At 33.2% G+C, this 13,422-nt stretch carries 14 protein-coding genes; 2 read left to right on the forward strand and 12 right to left on the reverse strand.

Features of this window, described 5'->3' with window-relative positions; translation table 11 throughout:
- Positions 1 to 23: 23 nt before the first annotated feature.
- From LC076_RS03165 to LC076_RS03200, 8 genes are all read right to left on the reverse strand, one after another.
- The gene (locus tag LC076_RS03165; protein ID WP_226666085.1) at positions 24 to 812 is read right to left on the reverse strand and encodes an SDR family oxidoreductase; all 789 of its coding nucleotides are present in this window, start codon (positions 810 to 812) and stop codon (positions 24 to 26) included.
- A gap of 354 nt (positions 813 to 1,166) precedes the next feature.
- Positions 1,167 to 2,195 carry a spore photoproduct lyase gene (gene splB, locus LC076_RS03170; protein ID WP_226666086.1) on the reverse strand — a complete coding sequence of 343 codons (1,029 nt, stop codon included), beginning with the start codon at positions 2,193 to 2,195 and terminating at the stop codon, positions 1,167 to 1,169.
- A 205-nt stretch (positions 2,196 to 2,400) separates the two neighbouring features.
- Entirely contained in the window at positions 2,401 to 2,637 is a 237-nt protein-coding gene (locus LC076_RS03175; protein WP_226666087.1) for a transcriptional regulator SplA domain-containing protein, read from the reverse strand.
- A 191-nt stretch (positions 2,638 to 2,828) separates the two neighbouring features.
- Entirely contained in the window at positions 2,829 to 4,550 is a 1,722-nt protein-coding gene (ptsP, locus tag LC076_RS03180) for a phosphoenolpyruvate--protein phosphotransferase (protein ID WP_226666088.1), read from the reverse strand.
- 1 nt (position 4,551) lies between these two features.
- Entirely contained in the window at positions 4,552 to 4,818 is a 267-nt protein-coding gene (locus LC076_RS03185; protein ID WP_226666089.1) for a phosphocarrier protein HPr, read from the reverse strand.
- A 91-nt stretch (positions 4,819 to 4,909) separates the two neighbouring features.
- Positions 4,910 to 7,015: a glucose-specific PTS transporter subunit IIBC gene (gene ptsG / locus LC076_RS03190; RefSeq protein ID WP_226666091.1), complete on the reverse strand. Its 2,106-nt coding sequence runs from the start codon at positions 7,013 to 7,015 to the stop codon at positions 4,910 to 4,912.
- 275 nt (positions 7,016 to 7,290) lie between these two features.
- Positions 7,291 to 8,130, reverse strand: a complete 840-nt coding sequence (glcT, locus tag LC076_RS03195) for a glucose PTS transporter transcription antiterminator GlcT (RefSeq protein WP_226666092.1) — start codon at positions 8,128 to 8,130, stop codon at positions 7,291 to 7,293.
- 123 nt (positions 8,131 to 8,253) lie between these two features.
- Positions 8,254 to 8,679: a DUF6843 domain-containing protein gene (locus LC076_RS03200; protein WP_226666094.1), complete on the reverse strand. Its 426-nt coding sequence runs from the start codon at positions 8,677 to 8,679 to the stop codon at positions 8,254 to 8,256.
- 109 nt (positions 8,680 to 8,788) lie between these two features.
- Here LC076_RS03200 and LC076_RS03205 point away from each other — a divergent pair, with 109 nt between their 5' ends.
- Positions 8,789 to 9,217 (forward strand): hypothetical protein, encoded by a 429-nt coding sequence (locus tag LC076_RS03205; protein ID WP_226666095.1) that lies wholly within the window; start codon positions 8,789 to 8,791, stop codon positions 9,215 to 9,217.
- A gap of 126 nt (positions 9,218 to 9,343) precedes the next feature.
- On the opposite strand, the gene LC076_RS24465 is transcribed toward LC076_RS03205, so the two are convergent.
- Positions 9,344 to 9,430: a putative holin-like toxin gene (locus LC076_RS24465; protein ID WP_413465933.1), complete on the reverse strand. Its 87-nt coding sequence runs from the start codon at positions 9,428 to 9,430 to the stop codon at positions 9,344 to 9,346.
- 599 nt (positions 9,431 to 10,029) lie between these two features.
- A complete protein-coding gene (locus tag LC076_RS03215) occupies positions 10,030 to 10,299 on the reverse strand; it encodes a hypothetical protein (RefSeq protein WP_226666097.1) in 270 nt (89 codons plus the stop codon).
- Positions 10,300 to 10,651: 352 nt separating this feature from the next.
- Here LC076_RS03215 and LC076_RS03220 point away from each other — a divergent pair, with 352 nt between their 5' ends.
- On the forward strand, positions 10,652 to 10,870 hold the full coding sequence (locus tag LC076_RS03220; protein WP_226666099.1) for a hypothetical protein: 219 nt from the start codon (positions 10,652 to 10,654) through the stop codon (positions 10,868 to 10,870).
- Positions 10,871 to 11,434: 564 nt separating this feature from the next.
- On the opposite strand, the gene pfkA is transcribed toward LC076_RS03220, so the two are convergent.
- Entirely contained in the window at positions 11,435 to 12,394 is a 960-nt protein-coding gene (gene pfkA / locus LC076_RS03225; protein ID WP_226666101.1) for a 6-phosphofructokinase, read from the reverse strand.
- A gap of 99 nt (positions 12,395 to 12,493) precedes the next feature.
- On the reverse strand, positions 12,494 to 13,180 hold the full coding sequence (locus LC076_RS03230; protein ID WP_319005472.1) for a haloacid dehalogenase type II: 687 nt from the start codon (positions 13,178 to 13,180) through the stop codon (positions 12,494 to 12,496).
- Positions 13,181 to 13,422: the final 242 nt, after the last annotated feature.

Below are 13,422 nucleotides of genomic sequence, written 5' to 3' on the forward strand. Positions count from 1 at the left end.
AATTTATCTTTCAATATCAGCCGTTATATAGACTTCACCATTCCACCGTCGATCAAAAATGTTTGTCCAGTCATATAAGTATTTAGATCTGATAACAGAAAGCTCACATAATTTGCAAACTCTTCTGGTTCACCATATCTACCTAAAGGAATTGTACTTTTTACTTTCCTTTGCATTTCTTCAATTGTTAGGCCATGTTTTTTTGCAGCAGTTTCATCTAAGAATGCCACTCTATCAGTAGAAATTCTACCAGGTGCTACCGTATTTATTAATATTTGATAACTAGCAAGTTCTGTTGCTAGGGTTTTTGTTAAACCGACAATACCAGTTCTAAATGTATTTGATAAAATTAAACCTGGGATCGGTTCTTTTACAGATGAAGATGCAATATTCACTATTTTACCAGATCCATTATTTTTCATGTGAGGTAATACTTCTCTTATCATACGAATATAGCTTAATAGATTTAATTCAAACGAATGTTGCCAATCTTCATCTGTCATATCTTCGAAGGTTCCAGCTGGTGGTCCTCCTGCATTATTTACTAATAAATCGATCGAACCAAACTCATGAATAGTGGTAGCTACAAGTTCTTGAATGTCCTTATTGTTTTTTATATCACATGCTTTATATTTTATTTTCCCTTTGCTTTGCTCCAGAATTTCATTTTTTACAACCTCTAATTTATTTTCTTCTCTGCTAGAGATCATGACATTTACACCTTGTTCAGCTAATTTTTTAGCAATTGCTTTGCCTAGTCCTTGACTTGAAGCAATAATTAAAGCATTTTTCCCACTTAATCCTAATTCCATTTCTTTTACACCCCTTTAAGATTATATACATATTTTAACATGTTATATTCAAAAAAAGCTCTATTAACCATTGTTGTTGATCCTAAACAACTATTTATAGCTTTTAAAACAAAAACCCTCATTAAACTATATGAGGGCTTCGTTATATTTAGTAAGTAACTTCTTTTTATAAAGCTGTTTTCGCAAACTTTGTTGCTTTTAAATACCCGAAGCAATCAGCACTGTATTAAGTCTAGTGGCATCTTTTCATCATAAATTAGTATCCATATAGTGGAAAAAACTGTTTTCACTCCGAATTTTGGTTTCATAGCAACAATCGTTCAGAAAAGAGCCTTTTTTATTGTCTTAAAATTTTTAAGTGAAATATTCAACTTTAGCACTAGGAAAATAATGATCAACATAATCTTCTAGAGTTTCTCTAAGTTCCTGCTCTTGGTCTTTTTGATAAATATATTTACCGATACCATATCTTCCCCATTTATATCTTCTTTCTTCTTCATTTAATTCAAGCTTTGTTTTAGGATAGTTCTTCTGGATAACCCTTTTTGCTGGCTTTGTAAATCTGTGCTGAATCATCTCAAATGTAATATCATTACGAACATCAGATGGAAGTGATGCATCAAGTTTTTCAAAAAGATTTTTGTATCCTTCCTGCCAATTTTCATGAATGTAAATTGGTGCAACGATAAAACCTAATGGATATCCTGCTTTTGCTACCTTAACTGCAGCTTCTATTCGTTGATCAAGTGGAGATGTTCCAGGTTCAAAGTTTTTAATAACAAAATCAGCATTTATGCTAAAACGAAAACGAGTTTTCCCATTATGCTTTGCGTCTAATAAATGGTCAACATGATGAAACTTTGTGACAAAGCGTAATCTTCCCATATCAGTTTGCCCAAAAAATTCTATGGCTGATTTTAGAGAATGTGTTAAATGATCAATTCCTACAATATCTGATGTACAAGAAGCCTCAAACCTTGTTACTTGAGGTGCACGTTCCTCCATGTAGGTTTTTGCTTGATCTAAAATTTCGTCAACATTCACATAAGTACGTATATATGGTTTACTTCCCATAGTTGTTTGTAAATAGCAATAATGACAATGCCCCATACATCCAGTGGCTAATGGAATTGCATACTCAGCAGATGGTTTAGATGTATCAAAATCTAGTGTTTTTCTAACACCAACTACTAAAGTGGATTTTGCTGTTCGATATTGTTGAAGATGATTTTTACCTGGGATATTACGAACTTGATTATGTGATGTTGTCTCTCTTATTTCCAATCCCATGTTTTCAAATTTCTCTTTCAATTCAACACCACGAGGATATTCTAAAGCTCTTGGCTCTATATAAACTAATTGAGGAACAAAAGGCTTAATCATTTTTTACCTTCTTTCTACTTATATAGTTAGTGTCTATACGTATTAACCTTTGTCAAAAACATTAGTGATAACCGGTAAAAATATTTCCTTTTATCTCACTGTACAATTTCAGATCGTTTATATTGAAAAAAGACCGCTGTCTTCGTAAAAGAATATTTCTTATCCTCTTTTCCCATAAAAAAAAGAAGCAAGATATCGCTTCTTTTCAATCATACTGTTGATAATCAAATATTTCGTTATACAAATCCTCTGCTTCCTCAAAACTAGAAAATATAGCATCATCTTCAGCAAGTGGATGATAAGCATCATGAAGAAATAGCGCCAATTCACGGGGATTTTTCGGATGTTCGACAACTTCCGCCTTTTCGATATTTGCTACAACAGCAGCATGTGGATTTCGATAAATCACATACACTTGATCACCTACGTGAAAATCTCCCATAAAAAATCATCTCCTCTTACGTGCTTGAATCTTCTTTATAGGTTCATTCTAATAGGACAGAAATATGTATGTAATTCTTAATTAATTTTATCTTTTCTTCTGTATTACTCCTTAAATAGTAAGAATATATCTAAATTTAATGCAGAAAGAAAAGCAAAAGAGACAGGCATTTTACCTGTCTCCTTAATTAATTATTCAACATTAAACGTCTCTTTTACAAAAGCGACAACTTCTTCAGTTGTAGTCATTGATAAAACAGTTTCTTTCATGCTTTGTGCTTGTTCTTTAGAAAGACCTTTGATTTGAGTTCTAGCTGGCAGGATAGATGTTGCACTCATTGAGAACTCATCTAAACCTAATCCAAGTAACAATGGAATAGCAATCGGATCTCCTGCCATTTCTCCACACATACCTGCCCATTTTCCTTCTTTATGCGCTGCATCAATAACCATAGAGATTAAGCGTAAAATAGCCGGATTATAAGGCTGATATAAATATGAAACACGTTCGTTCATACGATCTGCTGCCATTGTATATTGAATTAAATCATTAGTACCTATGCTAAAGAAATCTACTTCTTTTGCAAATGTATCAGCCATAACAGCTGTTGAAGGAATTTCTACCATGATTCCGATTTCAATAGAATCTGAAACGTTTGTACCATTTGCAACAAGCTTTTCTTTTTCTTCTAAAAGAATTGCCTTTGCTTCTCTGAATTCAGTCAGTGTTGCAATCATAGGAAACATTATTTTCAAATTACCAAAGCTACTAGCACGTAATAGAGCGCGAAGCTGTGTACGGAAAATATCTTGTTCTTCTAGACATAAACGAATGGCTCTAAATCCTAGGAAAGGATTCATTTCTTTCGGAAGATTTAAATATGGTAATTCTTTATCTCCACCTATATCTAAAGTTCGAACAACTACTGGCTTTCCTTCCATTCTTTCAAGAACAGTTTTGTAAGCATCAAATTGCTCGTCTTCAGTTGGTAGTTGATCTCTTCCCATATATAAGAACTCTGTACGATATAATCCAACAGCTTCTCCGCCATTTTCAAGCACACCTTTTACATCATTAGGCGTTCCGATATTAGCTGCAAGCTCAACATGGTGTCCATCTTTAGAAACAGTTGGTTCATTTACTAATTTTGCCCACTCTGCTTTTTGTGATTCATATTTAGCTTTCTTATCTTCGTAATGAGCAATTTCTTCTGAAGTTGGGTTGATAATCACATCACCATCAAGTCCATCAACAATGACCATTACATCATTTTCAATTTTTTCTGTAGCATGCTTTGTACCAACTACAGCAGGAATCTCCATTGAACGTGCCATAATAGCTGAATGAGAAGTACGTCCACCAATATCTGTAGTAAATCCCAAAACAAATTGTCGATTTAATTGCGCTGTATCAGATGGTGTTAAATCTTCAGCAATGATCACTACTTCTTCAGAAATTAAGCTTGGATTTGGAATTTGCACACCAAGTAAATGTGCAATAACACGCTTTGTTACATCACGAATATCTGCTGCACGTTCTTTCATATATTCATTGTCCATAGATTCAAACATCGTTACAAACATATCAGCAGTTTCTTTCATTGCAAATTCAGCATTAACAGCTTCTGTGTTAATCCGATCTAGGACAGGATTAAGCAATTCAGGATCACTTAATACAAGTAAGTGTGCAGCAAAAATTTCAGCCTTATCCTTACCTAATTCACGATTCGCATGGTCTTTAATTTTCTCTAATTCTGCTTTTGATTTATCAATTGCTTGTTCAAAACGATTTTTTTCTAAGTCTTTATCTGCAATTTCTCTTTTTTCAATCGTAAGTTCAGGCTCTTCTAGACGGTACGCTTTTGCAATTGCAATTCCTGCAGAAGCACCTATTCCTTTTAGAAGGTTACTCATATTATTCGCCAAGCCCCTCATTTTTCAACGTTTGACCAATACCTTCGATCGCTTCATCAGCATCTGTTCCAGCAGCTATAATTTTAATTTGAGATCCTTGTGGAATTCCTAAGCTCATAACACCCATAATTGATTTAAGGTTAACTGTTTTACCGTTGTATTCTAAGTTAACATCAGCATCATATTTACTTGCTGTTTGAACTAAAACTGTTGCTGGACGTGCATGAATTCCTGTTTCTGCTGTTACTGTAAAAGTTTTTTCTGCCATTTTTAATCAATCTCCTTTAAATTCATTCATTTATCTTCAAGATATTATTTTATCAGCCACACTTTAAAAAACAAGTGTGGCGATTTTTTTATTAACCTTCAATGGATATAATATCTGAATCTTTAGCCGTAATTTTCCCTTTAGCTTGTATACTAATTGTTTGGTTCTCTTTTAGATTCGTAAATACAATTGGTGTTATCACAGAAGGAGCATGTTGTTTTACATAATCAAGGTTAACTTCAAGTAGTTTTTGTCCTTGTTCAACAACATCACCTTCTTGAACAAATGCTTCAAACCCTTCACCTTTAAGGTTAACTGTATCAATTCCAAAATGGATTAAGATTTCTTTCCCACCTTCAGATTGTAATCCAATCGCATGCTTAGTAGGAAAAACATTTAAAATCTTACCGTTTACTGGTGACACAACTGTTCCATTTGAAGGTAAAATTGCAAAACCATCACCCATCATTTTCCCTGAGAAAACTTGATCTGGAACCTCAGTAATTGACTTTATTTCACCTGTAATTGGTGCAATAAATGTCTCATCTTTCACTTCGTTTTTCAAACCATCTGCCACAACATCCTCAACTTGCTCTTGTACTTCTTTTTCTTGAGAGTGTGTTTTCGATGCTTTAGGACGCTTACCAGACATAACATCTTGGATTTGTGTTTTTAAGTTATCTGATTTTGGTCCAAAGATTGCTTGAATATTATTTCCAACTTCTAAAACGCCAGAAGCACCGAGTTTTTTCAAACGATTTTTATCTACGCCTTTACTATCATTAACAGTAACACGTAAACGTGTAATACAAGCATCTAGATGTTTAATATTCTCAGCACCACCGAATGACTCTAACACTTGATATGGTAGATCTCCAGCAGTAGTTTTTGTTTCATTTTCATCTGCTGTCTCTACATCAGCTTCTTCACGTCCTGGTGTAGCAAGGTTCCATTTACGAATGGCAAAACGGAAACCGAAGTAATAAATAACCGCAAACACTAAACCTACAGGAATGACTAACCACCAGTTAGTTTGTGAGTTTAATACCCCAAACAATAAGAAATCAATTAGTCCACCAGAGAATGTCATACCAATTTTAACATCAAGCATGTGCATAACCATAAAAGATAGTCCTGCAAAAATGGCATGAATACCAAATAACACTGGAGCAACGAATAAGAATGAGAATTCAAGTGGCTCGGTAATACCTGTTAAAAATGAAGTTAAAGCTGCTGATCCCATTAATCCAGCAACAACCTTTTTATGTTCAGGTCTTGCTTCATGATAAATCGCTAATGCTGCAGCTGGTAAACCGAACATCATGAATGGGAATTTACCTGTCATAAACGTACCAGCCGTTAAATCTTGTACATTATCTTTTATTTGATTAAAGAATATGGTTTGATCACCACGAACTGTATCTCCTGCTGCATTTACATAACTTCCAAATTCGAACCAGAAAGGTGAATAGAAAATATGATGCAACCCAAATGGAATTAATGAACGCTCAATAACACCAAATATAAATGCAGCCAATGTTCTGTTTGCATCTAATAAATTTGTAGAGAATGAATTTAAACCAGTTTGGATCGGAGGCCAAACAAAGTACATGACAATCCCAAGTAACACTGCAGCAGCAGCAGTTACAATTGGTACAAATCGTTTACCTGCAAAAAATCCTAAGTATTGGGGTAATTCAATTGTAAAGAATCGATTGTACATTGCAGCAGCAATAATACCGACGATAATACCGCCAAATACACCGGTTTGTAATGTTGGAATACCTAGTACATTACCATATGCTGCACTATTATTTGCTAAGAACTCTGTTAATTCCACACCACCACCAGGTAATGTTCCAACCCCTTTTAAAATACTGCTCATTGTTACATTCATGATTAAGTATCCAATTAAAGCAGCTATCCCTGCAACACCATCACCATTTGCCAAGCCTATTGCAACACCTACAGCAAAGAGCACTGGTAAATTAGAAAAAACAATATTCCCTGCATTTTCCATAACGCTAGCAATTAAAATAACCCAATCGCTTGTTAGGAATGGTGCTAAATCTGTAAGTGTTTCATTTTGTAGTGCATTACCTAATGCAAGTAATAAACCTGCAGCAGGTAACAATGCTACTGGTAACATTAATGCACGTCCAACTTTCTGTAAGACGCCAAACGCATTTTTAAACATACTTGTACCTCCTATTTTCAATATTAATTTTAATAATAAAAGTCATGTGTGAAGCGTATACAGTTTAAGACTTAAAAACCGGAAAAGATCACTTTTTGTTACGTAAACGACTTGCCTAATTTAGCAATAATTAGTTTTAGATGCACAAAAAAGGCATGAGTGAACACGTTTTTAAACTGTCATTAGGTATACTTCCCCAAAACAGCAAATAAAAACATTTTGTTCACTCATGCCTGATCGAATCAGTAACACGTGAAAAAAAATATCGGTTACATTTATTTATTTGTTAATCGATATAAGTGCATTGTTAAGAAAACTGCTTCTGCTTCATAAACAGGTTTTCTTAAAACCTGTTGCATTACTTTTATCATTTTCCATGAAGTATTGTAGCATAATGGATATTCGCTTTTCAAGAGTAATGATAATTTTTCTGGTTCAGCCACAGATTCCCCAGTATTAATTCTTTCAATTGTATGACGGATATGGCGAATTAATCTTAAATAATTAACACTTTCACGATCCACTTTAATTTTTAATGATTCCTCAATAACTTCAGTTAGATTACTAATCAACTGAGAGTATTGATTCACTTCTGAAAGAGGTTTATCTGAAATAGAACTGTGAATATGTAAAGCGATAAATCCAATCTCACCTTCTGGCAATATAACATTTAATTTATGATTTAAAAGCTCTACTACATTTTTAGCAAGATTGTATTCAAAAGGATAAAGTGATTTCGTTTCTAATAAAAAGGGGTTTTTTATATCCATCCCTTGTTGTAAACGCTTTAAAGCAAAAGTGATATGATCTGTTAAAGCAATATGGATATGTTCATTAATTGGTTGGTCAACCATCTCTGATATATACTGAATGGCATCTTGGACGGCTTCTAACATTTCATCATCAATATCTGTTAAAAGCATTTTGTATTGTTCTTGTTCTTTTTTGTTTTTCAACACGAACATTTTGTCATAGCCGTCTTCATCAATGACATCGCCTATTTTCTTCCCAAATCCGATTCCTTTACCAATCAACACAACTTCTCCAAATAGGTTATGTTCGACAATTAGCACATTGTTATTTAATGTTTTCTTTATTTCAAAGGACTCCTTCACGAAATCCACAGCTCCTTTGTTATTGAATCCTACATATCGTACAGGAGTTATGTGCGAACGTCAATGCATTTGTCGATTTCTGCTTAGAAATCGAGATATTTACTTGAAATCTCTACTGCATATTCACCTTGTGTCAAATTCATTTGGAAGATAATGATCTTTGTGAAACTGCTTTGATGTTCCTACAAAAAAATATTCAGTTGTTCCTCCACTTAACTCTCTGCCACTAGAAGATCCATGAACCATCTTTCCAGGAATTAATTTTTTTCGCTGACCATCTTTATTAATATAAAAATATTTGTTTGTTGCCCAGCCTTCATGAATATGCTGTTCTGGTGTTTTAACAACTCCAGTTGAACTGACACGATATTCTTGTAGCTTTGATGAAGTTGATGTTTTAAGAGTTTGTCCAACTTCCGCATTATATTTAACTTTTACCCAACCTGTATATCCATCTGGTATAAGAAAGGTCCTTGGAGAAACTTGATCATCTTGCTTACATCCAAAAAGGAAAAACAAACTTAAAAAAACCACAAGTAACTTTTTCATTTATCTTATCACCTCTTAATATATAGAATGGCAATTTTCATTCATAATATTAAACGAAATTTTAATTTGAATTATATTGAATGGATATACTTAGGAAGAGGTGAATAACTTGAGGAAAAAAGCATTTTTTATTACACTATTACTCATTTCACTAACCTTTCTGGTTAATCACATAGTTAAAGCTGAAGAATTAAACATTAAGGTTATGGAATTAAAAACAAATAAAGTGATTTCAGAATCTCAATCTTCTTTAGAACTTGATAAAGAAGGGAAAAAAGCAATAAAATCTATAAAAAAAATAACCGTTGAAGCTAATCCATTGCCAAATGAAGGATATCTTTTCAAATTAACTTTCACTAAACCAGTAAAGGTTAAAAATAAATGGTTCAATGATATTATTAGTGAGGTTATTCTCATTTGTGATTCGACACATGCAAAAGAAGGGAAAATTGTTTTATACACAGATGAAAATACTCCGATGTTTTTTGATATAGAGTATGAATTTACAATCCTTTCAGAAAAATTAAATATAAAATGATCATTAATAAATTCTACTCATATTTCCTTTTATGATATAATAATTATTAATGACCGTGGATGTTACCGCATCCACAGTCTGCAGTCTTTACTGAAAAAAGAAAACTTTTTAGACCTACTAGTAGGTCTATTTTTTTTGCGTAAAAGCTAGAATCGCAACAATTAATGAGGCAAACGTGAACATAACAATTAAACTTTCAAAAATCGTCAACAAGTATCACCCCCTTTCACAAGGGGCTTGTTAGCCCAATGACTGCTAACTAATTGTATCATAAAAATAACGCTTTTTGGAACATACGTTCTATTTTAGTTATTTCCTCCTAAATTAATGTCTTTAGTATTTATGAGTTAAGTATATCTAGAGAACATCAAGGCAAACCTCATATCTAGTAAATGATTGATTTTTAAGACCTCATTATCATTCCCTCTTAAGAAAATTAAGAGGCTTAATAACGTGGCTGGGACATAAGTATGAAAGACATTAATAAACCCGAATTATTAGGTGATATGGAAAAGAAACATTCTCCTGTTAGTTCGGGTTTTTATCTGCTGTCTTCAATTAGATTTTTTGATTTTGCATACCATTTTTAAAAACTAGTGGAATATAGCGGACGACATTTGACTCCTGCGTGTGCAGAGGAAAGGCTGAGACCCAACAGGCGAGGCTTAGCTTCCTCCCCGGCGAATCTTATGTCTGCAGCGTAATGAAACGAACTTGCTTCGTTCAACTTAACTGAATTTAGGTTTATACGTCTTTTTGTATGACATCTTTCATTATGTCCCAGCCTCTTACTAACACCTCTTAACACATCTTCAAATTCTTTTGATAATGACTGAAGGTTTTTTTGACTCTTCAATCGTATTATAAGCAATTTTCACTTTAGCAAGTGTTCCTTTAAGAATTTCTTCATGATTTGATTCTGGAGATAAGTACATAACCGAAAAGTCGCACATAGCTCTAGCAAGTAACTCAATTGTCTTTTCATGTTCACTCATACTCTTACCTTGCCTATCTTTTACAGACATCCTTATAATATCATTTGAAATTTTTTGAATTAATTCTACTTTCTTATTATCGTTCACACCATTCTCCCCTTTCTCTAGGTACAAAATGATCGCTCTTATCATCATACGTATGGAGAAAAGAAATATGGCAAATTCTTTTATAAAAGCTTTATGCGATGTAGTAATACAACAACTTAATCGCAAAAAACGATCTTACCTTTCTTAAGTCTCTGTTAATCCTTTATTGTTGATTTCCTTTACACTATTATTTTCAGTGGAAAAATATATAATCCAATCGACAAATTTCTAAAAATCTTTAATAAAGCTCTTAAAAAAAGGCGAAAATTTGTTCGTTTTTACTGGATAAAAGAATGTATGTTCGCATATAATGATTATATACAAACAAACAAAATGAAAGGTGTAGAATGTTATGATTAATTATTTTTTAACATTTAGTTTACAAAAAAACAAACCAATTACCATCATTTATCTATCAAATGATGGTAAAGTTTCACAAAGAAAGGTCTTGGTAAAAAAGATCGGCCATGACAAAATGATTGCCTATTGTTTTCTTCGTCATCATATCCGAACTTTTACATTAAATAACGTTTTATCAGCTGATCATACTGCAAAATCCACTGCAGTATAAAGCTATAAAGCTCACCTTCATTTTGCTTTCACATTTAGTTATTTGCTCACTTAAAAAAGTTTCAAATACAAATAAAAGGATTTCAAAATTCTAGTTAATAAAACTGGCTCACAACATTCTAACTAGAACTATAGGGAGGAGCTTTTTCCTTTCAATTGTCAATACGACTTTAAAAATCTCTCACTATTTAAACAAATCCTGCACTAAAAAACCCTCAACTACATATACATACTTAGCTCTAAAAAAATCATTATTAAATAGTTTATACACAGGTTTTTACAAATAACGATATGGGTATTACATAAGTAGCGCGCTACTACTTTGACACCTAAGAAATCCATAATGACGCTTTATAAAAGTGGCGCGGCCTAGGAGCCGCAACGATATAAGAGAGGTAGGGCTTATATCTGCGTCAAGTAAAAAGGATTTAAAAGTTGATAATATGAAACCTTCTATAAACAATACATACTTAGGTTAAGGAACTGATCAAATGCTGTTTCTTGACTTAGCGATGAGTAAAAGAGGCTGACTTCATATGAAGTCAGCCTCTATCTATTTATTGAATTAAATGGATAATTCCTGAGATAACTTATAAACCCCTTCTGGTAAAGGATCTTTTTGCTTTAAAACTTCAATTATATCATGATCAACAATTTGTTGTTTTTGCATACCAATTGCTCTACCTGATTTCCCCTCTTGAAGAAGTTCAACAGCTCTTGCACCAAGACGTGATGCTAAAACACGATCAAAACCTGTTGGTGAACCACCACGTTGAATATGACCTAAAACTGAAATACGGGTTTCAAGTGAATATTTCTCTTTCATATTATGAGCTAATTCATTTGCTGAGCAAACTCCTTCTGCTAATACAATAATTGAATGCTTTTTGCCACGTTGAATTCCTTGATTTAGTTTTTGTACCACTTGATCAAGTTCATATTCTCTTTCAGGGATCAGGATTGTTTCAGCTCCTACAGATAACCCAGCAAATAGAGCAATATCTCCTGCATGACGACCCATAACTTCAATTATAAATGTTCGATCATGTGAAGTTGCTGTATCACGGATTTTATCAATACTATCAACAACTGTATTTAAAGCCGTGTCAAATCCAATTGTATAGTCTGTTCCTGGAATATCATTATCTATTGTTCCAGGTAATCCAACACATGGAAAGCCCTTCTCTGTAAGCTTAGCAGCTCCTCGATAGGATCCATCTCCACCAATTACTACAAGACCTTCAATTCCCAAATCTCTTAATATTTTTATTGCGTTATGCTGTGATTCGTCTTTTTTGAATTCCTCAGATCTTGCAGTATATAAAATTGTCCCACCACGGTGAATAATATCACCTACAGAACCCAATTCAAGTTTTTTGATGTTGCCTTCCATTAAACCAGCATAGCCTTGATAAACACCATAAACTTCCATTCCCTCATGAATTCCTTTTCGAACAACAGCTCGAACTGCTGCATTCATTCCTGGTGAATCTCCTCCACTTGTTAACACGGCGATTTTTCTCATTAAATTTATTCTCCTTTTTTATAATATTAAAATAGTAATAATCAATAATGACAACATGGCTTTATATGAGTATCTTTTCTGTATTCCTAATATAAGCCTTTAGAAAGGGTCACTTATTTCATCAAGTAAACACAATAAATTACTATACTCATCATCTGGTGACACATCTAAATGGTCAAAAACTTTTTCCTCGCGGTTGATCCATGCTGTATTAAAACCAAAATTTTTCGCTCCTGCAATATCCCATGTATTTGATGATACAAAGAGAACCTCTTCTCGACTTACATGTAACTTCTTTAGTACGAGCTGATAAGCCATAGATGTTGGTTTAAAAACCTTACCTTCATCCACAGATATCATAGTGATATCCATCCTTTTTAATGGAGATTCCTTAATCAATGGCTCTAACATATCTAATGACCCATTGGAAAAAACAGCTAATTGTTTATCTTTTAATACACTTAACACCTGTTCAGCTTCCTCAAATAATGTCAAATGTAAATAAGCATCAAGTAGCAAATGAGTTTTTTCTTCATTGAAAGGCAAATCTAGTGCTTTACATGAAAACATTAAAGCGTCTTTTGTAATTTTATGAAATGGTTCATATGTACCCATAAGCTGTCTCAAAAAAGAATACTCAAGTTGTTTTCTTCTCCATAGTTCACTAAGTTCTTTTCCCTTACCAGGATATAACTCATCACATTTCTTAACAACAGAATGCACGTTATAAAGTGTGCCATAGACATCAAAAACAATAACCTTTATATGGCTTTTAATCCTGATCACTCTCCTTTTTATCCTTACCTATACATTCTTTTCTAAACTGTTCATTCCTTTTTTACCCTCTTAAAAAGGATAAAAACTTTTTGAAAAAGAAATGACGATGTGAAAATTTGTTGTTGATTTGGGTTATAGATATTATTTTTCCAGAGTTATAATTTAGCTTATTTTTTCCTAGTCGAAGAATAATGAAAAAATCCCAACTACCGGCTTTTTCAAAGGACAATTCTTCCTAGGGAAAAATAAGA

Source organism: Metabacillus litoralis, from assembly GCF_020524045.1.
GTDB classification, from domain to species: Bacteria; Bacillota; Bacilli; order Bacillales; family Bacillaceae; genus Metabacillus; species Metabacillus litoralis_C.